The sequence below is a fragment of the Roseateles saccharophilus genome (assembly GCF_031458095.1).
GTDB classification, from domain to species: Bacteria; Pseudomonadota; Gammaproteobacteria; order Burkholderiales; family Burkholderiaceae_C; genus Pelomonas; species Pelomonas saccharophila_A.
In genome coordinates this window covers 1-21,128 of sequence record NZ_JAVDXU010000003.1, presented here as the reverse complement: position 1 = coordinate 21,128, position 21,128 = coordinate 1, and the positions used below count along the sequence as shown (strand labels likewise).

15 protein-coding genes are annotated in these 21,128 nt (G+C 67.0%); all 15 read left to right on the top strand.

Annotated elements, in window-relative coordinates; all coding sequences use genetic code 11:
- The first annotated feature begins 33 nt into the window (after positions 1 to 33).
- Positions 34 to 1,314 carry a nucleotide sugar dehydrogenase gene (locus J2X20_RS19070; protein ID WP_310267916.1) on the top strand — a complete coding sequence of 427 codons (1,281 nt, stop codon included), beginning with the start codon at positions 34 to 36 and terminating at the stop codon, positions 1,312 to 1,314.
- Between the two features lie 4 nt (positions 1,315 to 1,318).
- A complete protein-coding gene (locus tag J2X20_RS19065; RefSeq protein ID WP_310267913.1) occupies positions 1,319 to 2,455 on the top strand; it encodes a TIGR03088 family PEP-CTERM/XrtA system glycosyltransferase in 1,137 nt (378 codons plus the stop codon).
- 138 nt (positions 2,456 to 2,593) lie between these two features.
- Positions 2,594 to 4,516, top strand: a complete 1,923-nt coding sequence (locus tag J2X20_RS19060; RefSeq protein ID WP_310267910.1) for an XrtA/PEP-CTERM system amidotransferase — start codon at positions 2,594 to 2,596, stop codon at positions 4,514 to 4,516.
- Positions 4,517 to 4,543: 27 nt separating this feature from the next.
- Positions 4,544 to 5,860: a nucleotide sugar dehydrogenase gene (locus J2X20_RS19055; RefSeq protein WP_310267907.1), complete on the top strand. Its 1,317-nt coding sequence runs from the start codon at positions 4,544 to 4,546 to the stop codon at positions 5,858 to 5,860.
- Complete coding sequence (locus J2X20_RS19050) at positions 5,857 to 7,071, top strand: glycosyltransferase family 4 protein (RefSeq protein ID WP_310267905.1); 1,215 nt, start codon at positions 5,857 to 5,859, stop codon at positions 7,069 to 7,071. Before J2X20_RS19055 ends, J2X20_RS19050 begins: the two co-directional genes overlap by 4 nt.
- A 5-nt stretch (positions 7,072 to 7,076) precedes the next feature.
- Positions 7,077 to 8,273 carry a glycosyltransferase gene (locus J2X20_RS19045; protein WP_476453990.1) on the top strand — a complete coding sequence of 399 codons (1,197 nt, stop codon included), beginning with the start codon at positions 7,077 to 7,079 and terminating at the stop codon, positions 8,271 to 8,273.
- Complete coding sequence (locus tag J2X20_RS19040; RefSeq protein ID WP_310267900.1) at positions 8,266 to 9,582, top strand: putative O-glycosylation ligase, exosortase A system-associated; 1,317 nt, start codon at positions 8,266 to 8,268, stop codon at positions 9,580 to 9,582. The genes J2X20_RS19045 and J2X20_RS19040 overlap by 8 nt, the downstream gene beginning before the upstream one ends.
- Positions 9,579 to 10,538, top strand: a complete 960-nt coding sequence (locus J2X20_RS19035) for a polysaccharide deacetylase family protein (protein WP_310267897.1) — start codon at positions 9,579 to 9,581, stop codon at positions 10,536 to 10,538. The genes J2X20_RS19040 and J2X20_RS19035 overlap by 4 nt, the downstream gene beginning before the upstream one ends.
- Positions 10,538 to 11,812 carry a glycosyltransferase gene (locus J2X20_RS19030; protein WP_310267894.1) on the top strand — a complete coding sequence of 425 codons (1,275 nt, stop codon included), beginning with the start codon at positions 10,538 to 10,540 and terminating at the stop codon, positions 11,810 to 11,812. The genes J2X20_RS19035 and J2X20_RS19030 overlap by 1 nt, the downstream gene beginning before the upstream one ends.
- A complete protein-coding gene (locus tag J2X20_RS19025; protein WP_310267892.1) occupies positions 11,809 to 13,281 on the top strand; it encodes a lipopolysaccharide biosynthesis protein in 1,473 nt (490 codons plus the stop codon). The genes J2X20_RS19030 and J2X20_RS19025 overlap by 4 nt, the downstream gene beginning before the upstream one ends.
- Positions 13,282 to 13,330: 49 nt before the next feature.
- The gene (locus J2X20_RS19020; RefSeq protein WP_310267889.1) at positions 13,331 to 14,401 is read left to right on the top strand and encodes a Gfo/Idh/MocA family protein; all 1,071 of its coding nucleotides are present in this window, start codon (positions 13,331 to 13,333) and stop codon (positions 14,399 to 14,401) included.
- 2 nt (positions 14,402 to 14,403) lie between these two features.
- Positions 14,404 to 14,985 (top strand): acyltransferase, encoded by a 582-nt coding sequence (locus tag J2X20_RS19015; protein WP_310267886.1) that lies wholly within the window; start codon positions 14,404 to 14,406, stop codon positions 14,983 to 14,985.
- The gene (locus tag J2X20_RS19010; RefSeq protein WP_310267883.1) at positions 14,985 to 16,082 is read left to right on the top strand and encodes a DegT/DnrJ/EryC1/StrS family aminotransferase; all 1,098 of its coding nucleotides are present in this window, start codon (positions 14,985 to 14,987) and stop codon (positions 16,080 to 16,082) included. Before J2X20_RS19015 ends, J2X20_RS19010 begins: the two co-directional genes overlap by 1 nt.
- A 9-nt stretch (positions 16,083 to 16,091) precedes the next feature.
- Entirely contained in the window at positions 16,092 to 18,023 is a 1,932-nt protein-coding gene (locus J2X20_RS19005; protein WP_310267882.1) for an acyltransferase family protein, read from the top strand.
- A 248-nt stretch (positions 18,024 to 18,271) separates the two neighbouring features.
- Positions 18,272 to 21,128 (top strand): PKD domain-containing protein (locus J2X20_RS19000; RefSeq protein WP_310267880.1); only part of this gene is annotated, 2,857 nt, incomplete at its 3' end.

Sequence of the window (21,128 nt, the reverse complement as noted above, 5' to 3'; positions counted from 1 at the left end):
TTTCAAAAAAATCACAGCTACGAGAACCTATCCATGAATACGCTCGCAGTCATCGGCCTCGGCTACGTGGGCCTGCCCCTGGTGGTGGAGTTCGGCAAGCAGATGCGCACCATCGGCTTCGACATCGCCAAGAACAAGGTCGAGGCCTGCCAGCGCGGCACCGACCCGAGCCGCGAGCTGACGGACGAGGAAGTCCAGGCCGCCAAGCACGCCGTCTACACCGACGATCCCAAGATGCTGGCCGAGGCCGACGTCATCATCGTCGCCGTGCCCACGCCGGTGGACGAGGCCCACATCCCCGACTTCCGTCCGCTGATCGGCTCGAGCACGAGCGTCGGCCGCCACATGAAGAAGGGCGCCATCGTCGTCTACGAGAGCACCGTCTACCCCGGCGCCACGGAAGAGGTCTGTATCCCCGTGCTGGAGCGTGAGTCCGGCATGAAGTGGAAGCAGGACTTCTTCGTCGGCTACAGCCCCGAGCGCATCAACCCGGGCGACAAGGAACACACGCTGACCAAGATCCTGAAGATCGTCTCCGGCGACACGCCCGAGACGCTGGACACGGTCGCCAAGGTCTACGAGAAGATCATCATCCCCGGCGTGCACCGCGCCTCCAGCATCAAGGCCGCCGAGGCCGCCAAGGTCATCGAGAACACCCAGCGCGACCTCAACATCGCGCTGATGAACGAGCTGTCCATCATCTTCGACAAGCTCGGCATCGATACCACCGAGGTGCTGGAAGCCGCCGGCACCAAGTGGAACTTCCTGAAGTTCAAGCCGGGACTGGTCGGCGGCCACTGCATCGGCGTCGATCCCTATTACCTGACCCACAAGGCCGACATGCTGGGCTACCACCCGCAGGTCATCCTGGCGGGCCGCCGCATCAACGACGGCATGGGCAAGTTCATCGCCGAGCAGACCATCAAGCAGATGATCGCCAGCGGCAGCTACATCAAGGGCGCCCGGGTCAACGTGCTGGGCCTGACCTTCAAGGAGAACTGCGGCGACCTGCGCAACTCCAAGGTCATCGACATCATCAACGAGCTCAAGACCTATGGCGTCGAGATCTTCGTGACCGACGCCCAGGCCGAGGCCGAAGAGGCCATGCACGAGTACGGCGTGCGCCTGATGCCCTTTGACGAGCTGCCGCGCGCCGACGCCATCGTCGCCGCCGTCTCGCACCGCGAGTACGCCAGCCTCTCCGTCGAGGACATCGGCAAGAAGCTGACCAAGGGCGGCGCCTTCATCGACGTGAAGGCCGCCTTCGACAGCAAGGCGCTGCAGGACGCGGGCTTCCGCCTCTGGCGCCTCTGATCTCGTGAGCGACCCGCGACCGCTGGTCGTTCACCTGCTGCACCGCTTCGACACCGGCGGGCTGGAGAACGGCGTCGTCAACGTCATCAACCACCTGCCGGCCTTCCGCCACGCGGTGGTGGCGGTGACCGAGATCACCGCCTTCAAGGAGCGCGTCAAGGCGCCCGGCACCCAGTTCATCGCGCTGAACAAGCCGCCGGGCCAGGGTTTCTGGCTCTATCCGCGCGTCTACCGCCTGCTGCGCGAGCTGCGCCCGGCCGTCGTGCACACGCGCAACCTCGGCGCCATGGAGTTCCAGTGGCCGGCCTGGGCCGCCCGCGTGCCGCTGCGCGTGCACAGCGAGCACGGCTGGGACACCAACGACCTGGGCGGCGTCAGCCGCACCAACCAGCGCCTGCGCCGCGTCTACGGCGTGGGCACGCACCGCTTCGTGGCCCTGTCCAAGGCCATCGAGACCTATCTGACCGGGCCGGTCGGCTTCGCGCGCGAGCGCGTGCTGCGCATCTGCAATGGCGTGGACACGCAGCGCTTCGCGCCCGCCACGCTGGCGCCCGAGGCCTGGCCCTACCGCCGCGGCGAGCATCTAGTCATCGGCGCCGTGGGCCGCATGCAGGCGGTCAAGGACCCGCTCAACCTCGTTGACGCCTTCCTGCGCCTGCGCGAGCTCTGCCCGGCCGACTGGCCGCGGCTGCGCCTGGCCATGCTGGGCGGCGGCCCGCTGCTGGAGGCCGCCCAGCAGCGCCTGCGTGAGGCCGGCGCAGCCGACCAGGCCTGGCTGCCCGGCGACCGCAGCGACGTGGCGGCCCTGCTGCCGCATTTCGACATCTTTGCCCTGCCTTCCCAGGCCGAAGGCATCAGCAACACGCTGCTGGAGGCCATGGCCTGCGCCTGCGCGCCGGTGGCGACCGAGGTGGGTGGCAACCCGGAACTGGTGGAGGACGAGGCCAACGGCCTGCTCGTGCCGGCCCAGGACAGCGCGGCGCTGGCGGCGGCGCTCGCGCGCCTGGTCAGCGACCCGGCCTTGCGCGAGCGCCTGGCCGCGGCGTCGCTGCAAAGGGTGCGCGAGCAGTTCAGCCTGGACGGCATGATGGCGGCCTATGGACGTCTGTATGCCGGACCCATCCCCCGGACAGGGGGATAACCCGTGCCTGACATCACACCAGGGACAGCAAAGGGCCGGCGCGGACACCAAGCTCGGTAAGAATCCGCCTTTCTCCGCGCCTTGCCGCTTTGGCAGGCGTGGTTCTCTCCAATGATTGGCTGAACCAGGTTCCAACCCATGTGCGGCATCACCGGTCTCTTCGATACCCGCGGCCAGCGCCTTCCCGAGCGCGAGCGCCTGCACCGGATGAACGAGTCCCAGCACCACCGCGGGCCGGACGAGGGTGATCTGCACATCGAGCCCGGCGTGGGCTTCGGCCACCGGCGCCTGTCGGTCATCGACATCGCGACCGGCCAGCAGCCCATCTTCAACGACGACAAGTCGGTGGCCCTCGTGTTCAACGGCGAGGTCTACAACTACCTCGAGCTGATGGACGAGCTGCGCGGCCACGGCTATGTGTTCCGCACCAAGAGCGACTCCGAAGCCATCGTGCGCGCCTGGGAGCACTGGGGCGAGGACTGCGTGCACCACCTGCGCGGCATGTTCGCCTTCATGATCCACGACCGCCGCCGCGACTGCCTCTTCATGGCCCGCGACCGCCTGGGCGTGAAGCCGCTGCACTACGCCATGACCGAGGACGGCTGGCTGCTGTTCGGTTCCGAGCTGAAGAGCCTGATGGCCCACGGCGGCCTGCGCCAGGACATCGACCCGCGCGCCGTCGAGGCCTATTTCGCCCTCGGCTATGTGCCCGACCCCTGGACCATCTACCGCCACGCCCAGAAGCTCGCGCCCGGCCACCGCCTGCTCGTCAAGCGCGGCCAGCCCATCGGCACGCCGCAGCGCTACTGGGACGTCAAGTTCACGCTGGACGCCAAGATCGGCGAGGAAGAGGCCGCCGAGGAGCTGCGCCGCCGCTTGAAGGAATCGGTCAAGCTGCGCCTGAAGGCCGAGGTGCCGCTGGGCGCCTTCCTGTCCGGTGGCGTCGATTCCAGCGCCGTCGTGGCGGCCATGGCACAGCTGGACGACCAGCCCGTCAACACCTGCTCCATCGGCTTCGACGATCCCAAGTTCAACGAGACGGAGTTCGCCCAGCAGGTGGCCGACCGCTACCGCACCAACCACCGCGTCGAGGTCGTCAACAGCGACGACTTCGGCCTGGTCGATCTGCTGGCCCATCTCTACGACGAGCCCTATGCCGACTCGTCGGCCATCCCGACGTATCGCGTCTGCGAGCTGGCCCGCAAGCATGTCACCGTGGCCCTGTCCGGCGACGGCGGCGACGAGAGCCTGGGCGGCTACCGGCGCTACAAGATGCACATGATGGAAGAGCGCATGCGCAGCGCCTTCCCGCTGGCCCTGCGCAAGGGCGTGTTCGGCCCGCTGGCCAAGATCTATCCCAAGGCCGACTGGGCGCCGCGCGTCTTCCGCGCCAAGACCACCTTCCAGGCCATCGCCCGCAACTCGGTCGACGCCTACTTCAACACCATGGGCCTGGTGCGCGACCCGCTGCGCCAGGAGCTGTTCAGCGACGGCTTCAAGCGCGACCTGCAGGGTTGGCATGCCAGCGAGGTCTTCCACCACCACGCCCAGCGCGCCAACACCGACGACCCGCTGGCGCTGATCCAGTACCTGGACATCCACACCTATCTGCCGGGCGACATCAACACCAAGGTCGACCGTGCCAGTATGGCCCACAGCCTGGAGGTGCGCGAGCCGCTGATGGACCATCAGCTGGTCGAGTGGGTGGCCTCGCTGCCCTCCGACCTGAAGCTGCGCGGCCAGGAAGGCAAATACCTGTTCAAGAAGGCGTTGGAGCCCATGCTGCCCAACGACGTGCTCTACCGGCCCAAGATGGGCTTTGCCGTGCCGCTGGCGCGCTGGCTGCGCGGCCCGCTGCGCGAGCAGACCCGCCAGGCCCTGCAGCAGGGCGCCCTGGCCCAGACTGGCTGGTTCAACCCCAGCGTCATCGCCCGCCTGCTGGACCAGCATGAGCGCGGCACCATGGACCATGCCCAGCCGCTGTGGGTGCTGCTGATGTTCGATGCCTTCCTGCGCAATGCAGGCCTGGGCGCCGCCGTTCCTGCACGCGCTGCAGCCTGAACGATCACGAAGAGATAAAGGGACGACATGAAGGTTTCGGTTTTCGGTCTCGGCTACGTCGGCGCGGTCTCCTGCGCCTGCCTGCCCGAACTCGGCCACGACGTGGTGGGCGTGGACATCAACCCGCTCAAGGTCGAGCTGATCGCCTCGGGCCAGTCGCCCGTGGTAGAAGAGGGCATCGAGGAGCTGATCGGCGCCGCCGTCAAGGCCGGCAAGCTGACCGCCACGCGTGATGTCGCGGCCGCGGTGCGCGATACCGAGATCTCGCTGATCTCCGTCGCCACCCCGTCCCTGCCCAACTACATGCCCGACCTGACGGCCCTGGACGCCGTCGTCGGCCAGATCGGTGCCGAGATCGCCAAGAAGGACGGTCAGCACACCCTGGTCATCCGCAGCACCGTGGCGCCCGGCACCACGCGCGCGCGCATCGCGCCGCTGCTGGAGAAGGCCGCCGGCCGCAAGATCGGCGACCGCTTGAGCCTGGTCTTCAACCCCGAGTTTCTGCGCGAGGGCTCGTCGGTGGCCGACTTCCACAACCCGCCGCAGACCATCGTCGGCAGCCTGGACGAGGCCGGCGTCGAGGTCATGAAGCGGCTGTACACCGGCGTGCCGGGCAGCTTTGTCGCGGCCGACGTCGGCGTGGCCGAGTCGGTCAAATACCTGTGCAATGTCTTCCACGCGCTGAAGATCGTCTTCGCCAACGAAGCCGGCGCGGTGCTGAAGGAAGCCGGCCTGGACTCGCGCGATGTGCTGGCCCTGTTCTGCGAAGACAAGCAGCTCAACATCTCCAAGGCCTATCTGCGCCCCGGCTTTGCCTTCGGCGGCTCCTGCCTGCCCAAGGAGGTCAAGGGCTTCCTGACCATCGCCCGCGAGCAGGGCGTCGACATCCCCGTGCTGGGCTCGCTGCTGACCAGCAACGACGCCCACATCGGCCGCGCCTACGAGCTCATCGCCGCCAACGGCCGCAAGCCCGTGGCCCTGTTCGGCCTGGCCTTCAAGCCCGGCACCGACGACCTGCGCGATTCGCCTCTGGTGGTGCTGGCCGAGCGCCTGCTGGGCAAGGGCTTTGACCTCGCCATCTACGACAAGTTCGTCAAGATCGCGCGCCTGCTGGGCAAGAACAAGGAATACATCGACCGCGAGATTCCCCACCTCGACAAGCTGCTGCACGAGACGCCCGACGCCGTGCTGGCGCGCGCCGAGATCATCGTCGTCGGCCATGCCGACGCCGAGACCCGCCGGCGCATCATCGCCCTGGGCAAGGGCGCCCGCGTCGTCGACCTCAACGGCTACGCCGACCTGCGCGAAGCTGGCTTCGCGCAGTACGAGGGCATCTGCTGGTGAGCAGACTTAGGGTCGCGTTCGTTTCGCCGGTCTTTCTGTTCCCGGCCGATGCCGGCGGCAAGATCCGCACGGGCAACATCCTGCGCGGGCTGAAGGAAAGCGGCCAGTTCGACATCACGCTGCTGTCGCCGGCCACGCCGGAGCAGCAGCGCGAATGGCAGGGCGAACTGGATAGGCTGTGCGGGCGCTTCATCGGCTGGCAGCCCAGCGCGCCGCGCCCGCGCTGGCAGCGCGCACCTGACCTGCTCTCATCGTTGCCGATCAATGTGGTCAACGACCGCACGCCGGCCGCGGTGGCTGCGGTGGAAAAGCTGCTGGCCACGGAAAAATTCGACGTCGTCGTCTTCGACTTCGTCCACGCCGCCGTGCTGCGTCCCGAGAACCTCAAGGGCGCGACGGTCTGCTTCACGCACAACGTCGAGGCCGAGATCTTCGAGCGCCATGCCAAGACGGCCGCCAGCGCGCCGCTGCGCTGGCTGTGGGCCTCGCAGGCCGCCAAGATGCGCCGCTTCGAGCGCGAGGCGCTGTCGGCCTTCACCCGCGTCGTCGCCGTGTCCGAGCGCGACGCCAGGATGTTCGAGAAGAACGACGGCCTGAAGACGGCGCGGGCCATCCCCACCGGCGTCGACCTGGACTTCTTCTCCTGGCAGACGCCGGCCGACGGTGCACCCACCGTCGTCTTCACCGGCTCCATGGACTGGGAAGCCAATGTCGACGGCATCCGCTTCTACATCGAAGAGGTCTGGCCGCTGGTGCGCGCCCGGCAGCCGGACGCGCGGCTGCGCGTCGTCGGCAAGAACCCGCCGGCCTCGCTGGTGCAGCGCAATGTGCCGGGCGTCAGCTTCACGGGCTTCGTCGACGACGTGCGCGACCATGCCCGCGACGCCCAGGCCTTCGTCATCCCCTTGCGCGTTGGCGGTGGTACCCGCATCAAGGCCTTCGAGGCCATGGCCATGGGCCTGCCCGTCGTGTCGACCAGCATCGGCATCGAGGGCCTGGATGTCGAGGACGGCATCCACTTCCTGCGCGCCGACGGTGCCGGGGCCCTGGCCGAGGCGACGCTCAGGCTCATTGCCGACGGCGAACTGCGCCTGAAGCTGTCCCGCGCGGCGCGTGAACTCGTCGAAGCCCAATTCGGCCACCGCGTCGCCGCCGATGTCTTTGGCCGCATCCTGATCGAAGCTGCTGAAGCGGCGGAGGCGGCAGCGTGAGGAAGCTGAAGGTCCTGACCTTCTCCACGCTCTTCCCCAGCAGCGTGCGGCCCAGCCACGGCATCTTCGTGGAGACGCGGCTGCGCGAGCTGATGAAGAGCGGCCAGGTCGAATCGCGCGTCATCGCGCCCGTGCCCTGGTTCCTGTCGACGAATTCGCGCTGGGGCGATTACGCCAAGTTCGCCGCCACGCCGGCGCGCGAGCAGCGCAACGGCCTGGACGTGCTGCACCCGCGCTATCTGTTGCTGCCCAAGGTCGGCATGACGTCGGCGCCGCTGACGCTGGCCCTGGGCGCCCGCGCTGCGGTGCGCATGCTCATGGCCGAGGGCTTTGACTTCGACCTCATCGACGCCCACTACTACTACCCCGACGGCGTCGCCGCGGCCCTGCTGTCCCAATGGTTCAACAAACCGCTGACCATCACGGCGCGGGGCACGGACCTGAACCTGATCCCGCAGTACGCCCTGCCCAAGCGCATGATCGAGTGGGCCTCGGCGCGGGCTGCGGGCTCCATCGGTGTCTGCGCCGCGCTGATGGACGTGCTGCGCGGCTGGGGCCATGACCCGGCCAAGCTGCACACCCTGCGCAATGGCGTCGACCTGGAGCGCTTCCGTCCGCTGCCGCAGGCAGAGATGCGGGCGGAGCTGGGCGTCTCGGGCGAGCCCCTGCTGCTGTCGGTCGGCCACCTCATCGAGCGCAAGGGCCACCATGTGGCCATCGAGGCGCTGGCCGAACTCATCAAGCAACGCCCCGGCGCCCGCCTCGTCGTCATCGGCGAGGGCGAGGAGAGGGCGGCGCTGACCGCCCTGGCCAGTCGCCTCGGCGTGGCCGACCAGGTGCGCCTGACGGGCTCCCTGCCCAACACCGAGCTGTTGAAGTGGTACAGCGCCGCCGACGTACTGCTCTTGTGCTCCAGCCGCGAGGGCTGGGCCAATGTGCTGCTGGAATCCATGGCCTGCGGCACGCCCGTCGTCGCCACCGACATCTGGGGCACGCCCGAGGTGGTCGGCCGTCCCGAGGCGGGTCGCCTGGTCGCCACGCGCGACGGTGCCGCGTTCGCGACGGCCATCGCCGAATTGCTGAGCGCCGGCGTCGACCGTGCCGCCACCCGCCGCTATGCCGAAGGCTTCAGCTGGCAGGCAACGACGGACGGCCAGCTGGCGTTGTTCCGGTCCATCACGGGAGCCGCGCCCCATGCGTGACCTCAGCCTGCTCGTCATCCTGGTCTGGATCATCATCCAGGCCTTTCGCCGGCCGTGGATAGGCATCCTGGGCTGGACCTGGATGAGCATCATGAATCCGCACCAGCTCAGCTGGGCGCTGAAGACCATGCCCTTCGCCGCGGCCATCGGCGGCGCGACGCTGATCGGCCTGTTCATCACCAAGGACAGGCGCGACTACTCGCTGAACCGCGAGAACGTCACCTTGATGCTCTTCATGATGTGGATGTGCATCACGCTGCCCTTCTCGATGCTCTTCGACGAGAGCTTCGAGCTGTGGAAGCGGGTCATGAAGATCGACCTGATGATCCTGGTCACCATGGTGCTGCTGCACAGCAAGCGCCACATGATGCTGCTGACCTGGGTGCTGGTCATCTCCATCGGCTTCTTCGGCGTCAAGGGCGGCGCCTTCACGGTGCTGACCGGCGGCAGCTACAAGGTCTGGGGCCCCGAGAACACCTATATCGAAGGCAACAACGAGATCGCGCTGGCCATCGTCATCGTCATTCCCTTGATGCGCTTCCTGCAGATGCAGATGAAGGCCAAATGGGCCAAGACGACGATGACCATCTGCATGGTGCTGATGGCGATGGCGGCCCTGGGCAGCCATTCGCGCGGCGCGCTGCTGGCCATCGCGGCCATGGCCCTGGTGCTGTGGTGGCGTGGCAAAAACAAGATGGCAGGGGCCATCGGCATGGTTGTCGTTGCAGTGGCCCTGCTGTCGCTGATGCCGGCGGAGTGGTGGGAGCGCATGAACACCATCAAGACCTACCAGCAGGACGAGTCGGCCATGGGCCGCATCAATGCCTGGGGCATGGCCTGGAACCTGGCGAAGTCCAACTTCTTCGGCGGCGGCTTCATGATCTGGACCGGCCCCGTTTTCGCCATCTACGCTCCCGATCCCAATGACGTGCATGCGGCCCACAGCATCTACTTCATGGTGCTGGGCGAACTGGGCTTCATCGGCCTCTTCCTTTTCCTCACGCTGTTCACCATGGTCTGGTTCACGGCCGGCAACCTGCGGGTCAAGGCGCGCGGCAAGCCCGAGACCCAGTGGCTGTCCGACCTCGGCGGCATGCTGCAGGTGAGCCTGGCCGGCTATGCCGTGGGCGGCGCCTTCCTGAGCCTGAGCTATTGGGACCTGCCTTACAACGTGCTGGTGCTGGCCGTCGTCGGCCAGCGCTGGCTGCAGCGCAAGGAATGGCTGCGCGAGAAGGAAGAGCCGGTCATCTACTGGCCCGAGTTCCTGAAGAAGCGTTTCCAGAAGAAGAAGATCGTCCCGCTGTCATGACACCGCTGCTCCAACTGCTGTCCCCCGCCGGTGCGCGTGCACGCCTGAACGTGTTGATCTTCCACCGCGTGCTGCGGGAGCCCGATCCGCTCTTCCCCGACGAAGTCGACGCGGCCCGTTTCGACGAGATGCTGGGCTGGCTGAAGTCCTGGTTCAAGGTGCTGCCGCTGGACGAGGCCGCCCGCCGCCTGCAGGAGGGCAGCCTGCCCGCGCGCGCCGCGGCGCTGAGCTTTGACGACGGCTATGCCGACAACCACGACGTGGCGCTGCCGCTGCTGCAAAAGCATGGCCTGCCCTGCAGCTTCTTCGTCGCCACCGGCTTCCTGGACGGCGGCCGCATGTGGAACGACACGCTGATCGAGGCGGTGCGCCTCAGCGGCCAGTCCCTGCTGGATCTGCGTGGCCTGAAGGACTGCCACGGCGAAGACCTGGGCCCCCATGCCTTGGGGGACATGCAGGTGCGCCGGGCGCTGCTGGGCCAGCTCATCGAACGCGTCAAATACCTGCCGCCCGAGCCGCGCCTGGCCTGCGTGAACGCCATCGCCGAGCGCGCCGAAGTGCGCCCGCCCGACGACCTGATGATGAGCAGCGAGCAGGTGAGGGCGCTGCGCCGCGCCGGCATGCAGATCGGCGCCCACACCGTCAGCCATCCCATCCTGGCCAAGCTGGACGCGCGGCAGGCGGCCGACGAGATGGGCCGCAGCCGCGACGCGCTGCAGGCCCTGCTGGGCGAGAAGATTGGCCTGTTCGCCTATCCCAATGGCAAGCCGGGCACCGATTATCTGCCCGAGGTGCATCCGGCCATCGCGCGCGAGTTGGGCTTCGACGCCGCGGTGTCCACGCGCTGGGCGGCCGCGCGCGCCGGCGACGACGCCTTCCAGATTCCGCGCTTCACGCCCTGGGACCGGGGCCGGACCAAGTTCGGTCTGCGGCTGCTGCGCAACTTCTCGAACTGATGCGCCGCGTCCTCTTTATCGCCTATTTGTTCCCGCCGATCCGCAACTCCGGCACGCGGCGTAGCCTGAGCTTCGCCAACCACCTGCCCGACCTGGGCTGGGAGCCGCTGGTGCTGAGCTGGGAGCCCGACCCTCGCGCCGAGCTGGAACCGGAGCTGCTGGCCGAGGTGAGGCCCGGCACGCGGGTCGAGCGCGTGCCGCTACTCAGTCACGTCAGGGCCCGGCGTTGGATGGGCTGGCTGCCGGCGCGTTGGCGCGAGCGCGGCGTCGAGGCGCTGGCCTGGCGGTTGCGCGAGCGGGCCAGCATCCCCGACCACGCCGCAGGCTGGCTACCCACGGCGGTCGAACGTGCAGTGCAGCTGCACGACGAGACGGGCTTCGATGCGATCTACGCCAGCGCCTGGCCCTACACCGCCTTCCTGATCGCTCGCGAGGTGTCCCGACGCACCGGTAAGCCCTATGTGCTGGACTACCGCGACCAGTGGGCGCCCAGCGGCGACATGGCCTGGGAGCTGCATTCGGCCGCACAGCTGCGCGAGAACCCATCGCTGGAACGGCTGGCCGCGCGTGACGCCGCGGCCATCGTCACGGTGACGCGCACCCTGGTGCAAAGCATTGGCCGCGACTGCGGCCGGGACGACCTCCACCTAGTCACAAACGGCTTCGAGCCGGCCGACTTCGCGGGCGATGTCGCGCCCGTCGGCGACGGCCTGCTGCGCATCTGTTACACGGGCGTCTGGCGCAGCGGCTATGGCCTGCACGACCTCTACGCCGCCATCGCGCTGCTGAAGGCGCAGGGCTGCGCCGAGCTGGCGCGGCTGCGCGTGGACGCAGCCGGCTTCCGGCCCGGTCCGGCCACCGAAGCCGGGGTGACCGACTGGGTCAGCGAACTGGGCCCCGTGCCTCACGGTCAAGCCGTCACGCTGATGAAGCAGGCCGATCTGCTCTACCTTCCAGTACCCACTGGCTACTACGCGACTGCCTCCCTGCCGGGCAAGCTCTTTGAATACCTGGCCTGCGGTCGCACCATCCTGGCCGTGGTGCCGGCGGCCAGCGAGGTGGCCCAGGTGTTGGACGATACCGGCGGTGGGGTGCGTGTCGAGCCTGGCGACGTGGCCACCCTGGCGCAGACCCTGCTGGTCTGGCTGCGCGGCGAGGGCCGCGTCGAGCCGGCGCAGGGCATCGCACGCTTCAGCCGCGCCGCGACGACGCGCCGCCTGGCCGAGGTGCTGGACGCCGCGGCCGAGGGCCGGCGCATGGAGCCTTTGAAGTGAGCGGCGTGCGCAGCGCGCTGCTGTTCTCCTTTGCGGAGCGGTATGCGCTGATCATCATCAACCTGGCCAGCAACCTGCTGATCGCCCGGTTGCTGACGCCGGACCAGATCGGCGTCTACTCGGTGACGCTGGCCGTCATCAGCATCGCCCAGGTGCTGCGCGACTTCGGCGTGGCCAGCTATCTGATCCAGGAGAAGGACCTCACCGACGACCACATCCGCACGGCCCTGGGCGTCACGCTGATCATCGGCATCGGCCTGGGGGGCGTGGTCTTCGGTGCGGCGCCCTGGGTGGCCGACTTCTACCGCGAGCCGCGCATGCGCGACCTGCTGTGGCTGGCCTCGCTGAATTTCCTGCTGCTGCCGTTCTCGACCATCTCGCTGGCCCTGCTGCGCCGCCGCCTGGCCTTCAAGGCCCTGGCGGTCGTCAACTTCGCCGCGACGCTGGCCGGCGCGATCACCAGCGTCAGCCTGTCCTGGGCCGGCTTCGGCCCTCTCGGCCTGGTGGCCGGCACCCTGGTGGTCAGCGCGACGACGGGCTTTGCCGCCTGGTGGGCCCAGGGCGAACGCCGCCTGATGAGGCCGGGCCTGTCCAAATGGCGCAGCCTGTTCAAGTTCGGTGCCCAGAGTTCGCTGGTGGGTGTCGTCACTTCCGTGTCCATGGACATCAACGACTTGGCCGTGGGCAAGCTGATGGGGTTCACGCCCGTGGCCCTGCTGAGCCGCGCCCAGGGCTTGATGAACCTCTTCCACCGCGACCTGATGGGCGCGGTGCGCAATGTGGCCTATCCGGCCTTTGCCAAGGCGGTGCGCGAGCAGCAGGCCATGGAGCCGCTGTATCTCACCAGCGTGACCTATGTCTGCGTGGTCGCCTGGCCCTTCTACGGCTTCGTCGCCCTGTATGGGCTGGAGACGCTGCGCCTGCTGTTCGGGCCGCAATGGGACGCGGCCGCGCCGCTGGTGCCCATCTTCTGCCTGGCCGGCGCCCTGGCGGCCATGATCAGCCTGATCGGCAACCTGATGGTGGCCATGGGCCGCATGGACCTGCTGACCCGCATGGAGGTGGTGTTCCAGCCCGGGCGCGCCGCCCTCATCGTCGCCGCGGCGGCGTATTGGCGCGAACCCTGGGCCTGCGCCGCCGCCCTGGTGGTGGCCAATCTGCTGCAGCTGCCGCTGGTCTATGTGGTGAAGGACAAGTTTCTGCCCAACGACTGGCGCACGCTGCGGGCCCAACTGGCGCGCAGCCTGGCGGTCGCGTTGCTGGCCCTGGCCCTGCCGACCCTGCTGCTGTTGCTGCACCCGCGCGAGCCGGGCCAGACCCTGCCCATCCCCTGGTTCGTGCTGGCCATCCTCAGCTGCTGCCTGTCCTGGCTGCTGGCCCTGGCCTGGTGCCGCCACCCGCTGGCCGCCGACCCCGTCTTTGCGCGCCTGACGCGCTTCTGGCGGCGATCTGCCGACAATGCGGCCTAGCTGCCCCACGGGCCGACAAGATAGAACCGACTCTCCACAGGTGAATCCCATGCAACAGATCCGTCCTCCCGTCACCGGCCGCCTGGTCCGCTTCGCGCTGATCGGCTGCGGTCGCATTGCCCAGAACCACATCGAGGCGATCAAGAAGCACGGCGAGCGCGCCGAGCTCGTGGCCGTCTGCGACACCGACGCCGCTGCGCTGCAGGCCGCCGTCGACAAGACCGGCGCTCGCGGCTTCGCCTCGCTGACCGAGCTGCTGGCCGCCAAGGCCGAGTTGGGGCTGGACTGCGTCGTGCTGACGACGCCCAGCGGCTTGCATCCGCGCCAGGCCATCGAGGTCGCCGCCGCCGGCATCGACGTGATGACCGAGAAGCCCATGGCCACGCGCTGGCAGGACGGCTTGACCATGGTCAAGGCCTGCGACGACGCCGGCGTACGCCTCTTCGTCGTCAAGCAGAACCGCCGCAACCCGACGCTGCAGCTGCTCAAGCGCGCCGTTGCCGAAGGCCGCTTCGGGCGCCTGTACAACATCGCCGTCAACGTCTTCTGGACCCGCCCGCAGAGCTATTACGACAGCGCCGAGTGGCGCGGCACCTGGGAATTCGACGGCGGCGCCTTCATGAACCAGGCCAGCCACTATGTCGACCTGCTCGACTGGATCTGCGGCCCGGTCGAGAGCGTCATGGCCTATACCGGCACCCTGGCCCGCAACATCGAGGTCGAGGACAGCGGCGTGGCCGCGCTGAAGTGGCGCAACGGTGCCATGGGCACGGTCAACGTCAGCATGCTGACCTATCCCAAGAACCTGGAAGGCTCCATCACCCTGCTGGGCGAGAAGGGCTCGGTGCGCGTGGGCGGCCTGGCCGTCAACGAGATCCAGCATTGGGAGTTCGAGGCGCCGCACGAGATGGACAGCCTCATCAGCGACGCCAGCTACCAGACCACCTCGGTCTACGGCTTCGGCCACCCGCTGTACTACGACAACGTCATCAAGACGCTGCGCGGCGAAGCCCATCCCGAGACCGATGGCCGCGAGGGCCTGAAGTCGCTGGAGCTGCTGATCGCCCTCTACATGAGCGCCCGCGACGGCAAGCGTATCAACCTGCCTCTCGCTTACTGATCATGGCGACGACCATCCACCCCAGCGCCATCGTCGATGAGGGGGCCCAGCTGGGCGCCGACTGCCGTGTCTGGCATTTCGTGCACATCAGCGCCGGCGCCCGCATCGGCGCCAAATGCTCCTTCGGCCAGAACGTCTACGTCGGCAACGACGTCAGCATCGGCAACAACGTCAAGATCCAGAACAACGTCTCCGTCTATGACGCCGTGACGCTGGAGGACGACGTGTTCTGCGGCCCCAGCATGGTGTTCACCAATGTGTACAACCCGCGCTCGGCCGTCACGCGCAAGGATGAATACCGCCGCACCCTGGTGAAGCAGGGCGCGACCCTGGGCGCCAACTCCACCATCGTCTGCGGCACCACCATCGGCCGCTTCGCCTTCATCGGCGCCGGCGCCGTCATCAACCGCGACGTGCCCGACTTCGCGCTGATGGTGGGCGTGCCCGCCAAGCAGATCGGCTGGATGAGCCGTTTCGGCGAGCGCCTGGAATTGCCCGTCGCGAGCGAACAGGCCGTCGACGCCACCTGCCCCCACACCGGCGATCGCTACCGCCTGAGCGGCCATCGCCTGGAGATCATCTGATGGACTTCATCGACCTCAAAAGCCAGTACGCGGCCCTGCGCGACAACATCAACGCCCGCATCCAGAAGGTGCTGGACCATGGCCAGTACATCCTCGGCCCCGAGGTCAAGGAGATGGAGGAGGCCCTGGTCGCCTATACCGGCGCCAAGCATTGCATCAGCGTCGCCAGTGGCACCGAGGCCCTGCTGATCTGCCTGATGGCCCTGGACCTGCAGCCGGGCGACGAGGTCATCACCAGCCCCTTCACCTTCGCCGCCACGGCCGAGATGATCGTGCTGGCCGGCGGCGTGCCGGTCTTCGTCGACATCCAGCCCGGCACGGCCAATATCGACCCGACGCTGATCGAGGCCGCCATCACGGCCAGGACCAAGGCCATCATGCCGGTCAGCCTGTATGGCCAGGTGGCCGACATGGACGCCATCAACACCATTGCCGGCAAGCATGGCCTGGCCGTCATCGAGGACGCGGCGCAAAGCTTTGGCGCCTCGTACAACGGCAAGAAGAGCTGCAACCTCTCCACCTTCGGCTGCACCAGCTTCTTCCCGAGCAAGCCGCTGGGCTGCTACGGCGACGGCGGTGCCATCTTCACGAGCGACGACAAGCTCGCCCAGGCCTGCCGCGAGATCCGCACCCATGGCCAGAGCCAGCGCTATCTGCACACCCGCATCGGCGTCGGCGGCCGCATGGACACGCTGCAATGCGCCGTCGTGCTCGGCAAGCTGGACCGCTTCGAGTGGGAAGTGCGCCGCCGCCTGGAGCTGGGTGAGGCCTACCGCGCCAAGCTGAGCGCCGCCATCCCGGGCCTTCAGCTTCTGGAGGTCAAGGGCGATCGCGACTGCGTCTGGGCCCAGTACACCGTCTTCGTGGACGACCGCGAAGCCGTGCAGGCCAGGCTCAAGGCGGCCGGCGTGCCGACCGCCGTGCACTACCCGCGCCCGCTGCACCACCAGCCTGCCTATGCCAAATACGGCAAGCCCGAGGACTGCCCGCACAGCATCGACGCGGCCCAGCGGGTCATGAGCCTGCCCATGAGCGCCGATCTCACCGAGGAGCAGCAGGACCAGGTCGTCGCCGCGCTCGCGCAAGCGCTGGCCTGATCCCGGCGGATGAAGTTCCGGCCCGACATCGAGGGACTGCGGGCCCTCGCCATCGTGCCGGTGGTGGTCTTCCACGCCTGGCCCGCGCTGCTGCCCGGCGGCTTCGTCGGCGTGGACGTCTTCTTCGTGATCTCGGGCTATCTGATCACGACGCTGCTGCTGCAGCGCCTGGCCGCGGGCAGCTACAGCATCGCCTCCTTCTATGCGGCGCGCATCCGGCGCATCTTCCCGGCGCTGTTCGCGATGCTGGCCCTCGTGGCGCCGGCCTGCTGGCTGTTGCTGGAGCCGGCGGCCCTGCATGAGTTCGCGCGCCTGTTGGGCGCGACGGGCCTGTTTGCTTCCAACATCGAGCTCTACCGCACCACCGGCTACTTCGAAGGCGCGGCCGAGCTCAAGCCGCTGCTGCACACCTGGTCGCTGGCCGTGGAGGAGCAGTACTACATCGTCTTCCCGCCGCTGCTGGCCCTGCTGTGGCGCTTTGCGCGGCGGCGCATCGGCATCGTGCTGGTGGCCGTGGGCCTGGCCTCGCTGGCCTGGTGCCTGAAGCTGATGCCCTACGACGCCGAATGGGCCTTCTTCGCCGCGCCGGCGCGCACCTTCGAGCTGATGATCGGTTCGGTGCTGGCCTGGTGGATGGGTCGGGACGAGGCGTCTTCGCCGCGCCCGGTCTGGGTGGACCAAGCAGTGGGTGGAGGGGCGTTCGTCGCCCTGCTGGCCTCGCTGCTGCTGATGCGTGCCGACCATGCCTTCCCGGGGCCGGCGGCCCTGTGGCCCTGCCTGGCGACGGCGGCGCTGATCTGGGTGGGCAGCACGCGGCGGGCGCTGGCCACGCGCTGGCTGTCGATGGCGCCGCTGCGCTGGATAGGCGCGCATTCCTTTTCCCTCTACCTCTGGCACTGGCCGGTGCTGGTGCTGACGCGCCACCTCGTGCTGGACCAGCCCACGCCCGTGCAGGCGACGCTGGCCGTCGCGTTGTCCGTGGCGCTGGCCTGGGCCTCGCTGCGCTGGGTGGAGGCGCCGGTGCGCCAGTCCAGGCTGGCCCAGCCGGTCATGCTGGCGGCGGGTGCTTCCACCATCGTGCTCAGCCTGGCCGCGGCCTGGGCGCTGACGGTCGCCTCAGACCACCGCGCTTCCCAGCCCGGCCGTGACGCCGCGCTGCGTGCCGGCGCCTCCGACTTCAGCGCCGACCGCAAGCGCTGCCATTCGAGCGGCAACCGCTGGCTTGGCTACGACGAGCGTTGCCTGTTCGGGCCGTCAGACGCAAAGCCCATCCTGGCGGTATGGGGCGACAGCCATGGCGTCGAGATCGCCCGCGCCTTGGGCAACTTAGCCACTGACCGTCGCGTTGCGCAACTGACTGGCTCCAGCTGCCCGCCGGCCCTGGGCTATAAGCCGCCGGGCCGGCCGCGCTGCGTGGCTGTCAACGACGCGCTGCTGGCCCGGCTCACTGAAGACGCAAGCGTCGATGCCGTGCTGCTGGTGGCACGCCATGAGTTCTACCTGGGCAGCCCGGACGCGGACGCCTTCGAGGCGGGCCTGGCCGAAAGCATCCGCCGCTTGCGCGCCGCGGGCAAACATGTGCTGCTGCTGGACCCGGTGCCCACCTACCACTACCCGGTGCCGGCGGCGCTCGCCATGCGCTGGCGACGCGCAGACGAGCTGGCCGCGCAAGGCCAGACGGCGGCCGACTACCGCATCCGGCAGGCCGCGGCGCTGGCCCTGGTGCAACGGCTGACCGCTGATGGGCAAGCCGAACGCGTCGGGCTGGACCAGTTGCTGTGCGGTGGCGCGCGTTGCCAGGTGTTGGAGGGGGATGCCAGCCTGTACTTCGACGACAACCACCTCAGCATGACGGGCGCCGCCAAAGTCGCCCCCGCCGTGCTGCGGTTGCTGGAGGTCAAGACGACCGCAACTGCGGTTGGGCCGGGTCCTCTGCGATGAGCGTGTGCTGTGCAGGCCCAGGTCAGGTGGCGAGCGGGTCGACACCGTGCACTAAACGTGCCTTTTGCCCCCCCTTTCTCGAGGGTATGGGTTGCGGAATGTCAACGCCAGTGTCCGCGTAGGCTGTAAAAGTAAACATTGATGGCGAGGCGAGTCGCTTGCGCGTTCACAAAAAAAGAGGCCTTCGTGAACTTCCCCTTCACGTCGAGGCATTGACAGATTCTTTACATCTCTCGATTGCGGTTCCTATGCGCGTCCTTCTCAACCGGCTGATCGCGGTCCTGCTCAGCGCTTGCATCTTTTCCTTGGGACTGGCGGCGAACGACGCGCGCGCAACGGAATTTGTTGCGACATGGCGGCCGATCTCCACGACCAATGCGCCCCAATGGCGCGAGTGGAGCGCCATGACGTGGGTGGACTCGCTCAATCAGGCGGTTTTGTGGGGAGGGGCCGGCGGCGGAGCCTATCTCAACGATGTTTGGACTTTTGATCCTCTTGCCAGGTCATGGACGGCGCTCGATCCCAATAACAGCTGCGCGGGCAATACTTCGTTCAATAAGCCCAATGGCTCAGACGAAAGCGGCGTCGTATTTGATCCCATCAACAACTATTTCTGGCTGTGGAATGGCGGGAGTGGCTACAGATGTTCCAGCCAGCAGGGCTTTACGCGGTCTGCGGGTGCAGGTACGACGGGCACGGCGTTGGTAGATCCGACGCTGCCAGGCACGACGAATGACTTCTATAAGGATTGGCTCGTGCAGAACGGCGGCGCTACTGCCGTGGTCCTGTCCTATGACGCGGCGCTCAAGACGCTGACGTTGGACCGCGATATCGGCATCAGCGCCGGTGCGGCCTATTCCATCTACGCGGACTTGGGAAGCGGTGCTTGGGCCTATTCCCTGAGTACTGGGCAATACACCAGGCTGATGGAGCGTCACTGGGGGTATACCGGATTGGCTCCTACAGAGCGTCACAGCCCGGGGTTCGCTGGAGATGGCACCAATGCCTATATGTTCGGAGGTGCCAGCAATGACAACGCCTTGTATAAGCTGAATTTTTCGGCCAGAGAATTTACGCTGGGCATTCCGGCTGGCCAAGGGACTTCGCCTGAGCCCCGCGGTCAGATCGAGAATCAATTTGTCTACGACTCATTCAGTCGCCAATTCGTGCTGTTCGGAGGGGTATGCTTTGATCGAGAGTCGGTGCGGTGCGTCAACAATGCCTATTTGAACGACACATGGTTGTACGACCCTGCAACCAACAGTTGGAGGGAAGTAACCGGGGCGGTCGGCCCGAGCGCTCGCAGCTATGCGCAGATGTATTTCGACTCGAAAAATGGAGTCGTGGTTTTGTTCGGTGGCGTTTCGCCGTCCGGTTCGGCATTGGACGATCTGTGGACCTTCGACACGAGAACCCTCTTGTGGACCGAGGTGCGCGTGCCGGCAACAAACCCGGGGAACGTGTCTCTTGCGCTGACGACGTTTGCACCTTCCACCGGGTGTGGCTACTCGGTGTACGGCCACTCCAGGGGCTCGGCGCTGTTCGGCATCTGGGAGCTTTGCCTTCAGCCGAACACACCCCCCGTGGCGGTCATCTCAGTGCCCTCGGCGAATTTGCAGGCCGGCATCTTCACTACCTTTTCAGGGGCTGGGAGTACAGATACTGAAGCCAACATCGAAAGTTATGGGTGGGACTTCGGCGACGGTACGACCGCGGTTGGAGTTTCAGCGAGGAAGGTTTATGCAAACGCTGGAACCTACACCGTCCAGTTGACGGTGACCGACTCCCTGGGGGCGACAGCCACTGCTAGCCAGCAAGTTGTGGTTTCGCAAGGGGCTTACCCGCCGCCCAACGCGAATTTTGAAGTACAGCCAAGTGTTGGAGTTGCAGGGGCGGTTGCGCAGTTTTCAGCCGCGCTGAGTAGTGCCCCTGGTGGTTCCATTGTTTCTTATGCATGGGATTTCGGAGATGGCACGACCGGAACTGGAATCGGCGTCGCCAAGACCTACCAATATATCGGCACGTATAAAGTCGCCCTGACGGTGGTGGATGATCATGGATTGAGTTCCGTGAAAACCGCGTTGTTTTCGGTTGGAGTGCCTCCAGGTATTCCAACGAATGTGGCATTGGCTGCCAATGGTGGTGTTGCGTCGGCCTCCAGTGTGTATGACATTAATTACCCCGTTAAAGCGATCAATGACGGTGACAGAAAGGGCCTGAATTGGGGCGCCGGCGGAGGGTGGAACGATGCCACATCGGGTGTCTATCCCGACTGGGTTCAGATTGATTTCAATGGTGTCCAGACTGTCGGTGAAATTGACGTATTCACACTGCAGGATGATAGGGAATCGCCGTCGGCGCCGACGCTGGGGATGACCTTCGGACAATATGGAATCATTAAATACGACGTCCAATATTGGGATGGCGGCGCATGGGTGACCGTAGAAGGCGGCAATGTCACCGGAAATGACAAGGTGTGGCGGCAATTTGTATTTGCACCGGTGAGTACGACCCGTATTCGAGTCCTGGTAGCGGGTGCAAAGTACAACTTCTCGCGCATCGTCGAAGTGGAGGCCTGGACGGCGGGCGGCACGGGCAACCAGGCGCCAGTGGCCAACATCAGCGGCCCGACCAGCGGGCAGGTGGGCGCGAGCCTGAGCTTCTCCGGCGCCGGGAGCACGGATGCGGAAGGCCCCATCGCGAGCTATGCGTGGACGTTCGGCGACGGCACCAGCGCCAGCGGCGTGTCGGTCACGAAGAGCTACAGCGCGGCAGGCAGCTACACGGTGACTTTGACGGTGACCGACGCGGGAGGCCTGACCAACAGCAAGAGCCAGACGGTGGTGATCACGGCGCCAGCCAACCAGGCGCCAGTGGCCAACATCAGCGGCCCGACCAGTGGGCAGGTGGGCGCGAGCCTGAGCTTCTCCGGCGCCGGCAGCACGGATGCGGAAGGCCCCATCGCGAGCTACGCGTGGACGTTTGGCGACGGCACCAGCGCCAGCGGGGTGTCGGTCACGAAGAGCTACAGCGCGGCAGGCAGCTACACGGTGACGTTGACAGTGACCGACGCGGGCGGTCTGAGCAACAGCAAGACCCAGACGG

Bases quoted from the DNA above. Each gene is read 5' to 3' on its own strand.
- J2X20_RS19030 (WP_310267894.1), top strand. From the start codon at position 10,538: ATGCGCCGCGTCCTCTTTATCGCCTATTTGTTCCCGCCGATCCGCAAC.
- J2X20_RS19060 (WP_310267910.1), top strand. From the start codon at position 2,594: ATGTGCGGCATCACCGGTCTCTTCGATACCCGCGGCCAGCGCCTTCCC.
- J2X20_RS19015 (WP_310267886.1), top strand. From the start codon at position 14,404: ATGGCGACGACCATCCACCCCAGCGCCATCGTCGATGAGGGGGCCCAG.
- J2X20_RS19005 (WP_310267882.1), top strand. From the start codon at position 16,092: ATGAAGTTCCGGCCCGACATCGAGGGACTGCGGGCCCTCGCCATCGTG.
- J2X20_RS19020 (WP_310267889.1), top strand. From the start codon at position 13,331: ATGCAACAGATCCGTCCTCCCGTCACCGGCCGCCTGGTCCGCTTCGCG.
- J2X20_RS19055 (WP_310267907.1), top strand. From the start codon at position 4,544: ATGAAGGTTTCGGTTTTCGGTCTCGGCTACGTCGGCGCGGTCTCCTGC.
- J2X20_RS19035 (WP_310267897.1), top strand. From the start codon at position 9,579: ATGACACCGCTGCTCCAACTGCTGTCCCCCGCCGGTGCGCGTGCACGC.
- J2X20_RS19040 (WP_310267900.1), top strand. From the start codon at position 8,266: ATGCGTGACCTCAGCCTGCTCGTCATCCTGGTCTGGATCATCATCCAG.
- J2X20_RS19070 (WP_310267916.1), top strand. From the start codon at position 34: ATGAATACGCTCGCAGTCATCGGCCTCGGCTACGTGGGCCTGCCCCTG.
- J2X20_RS19010 (WP_310267883.1), top strand. From the start codon at position 14,985: ATGGACTTCATCGACCTCAAAAGCCAGTACGCGGCCCTGCGCGACAAC.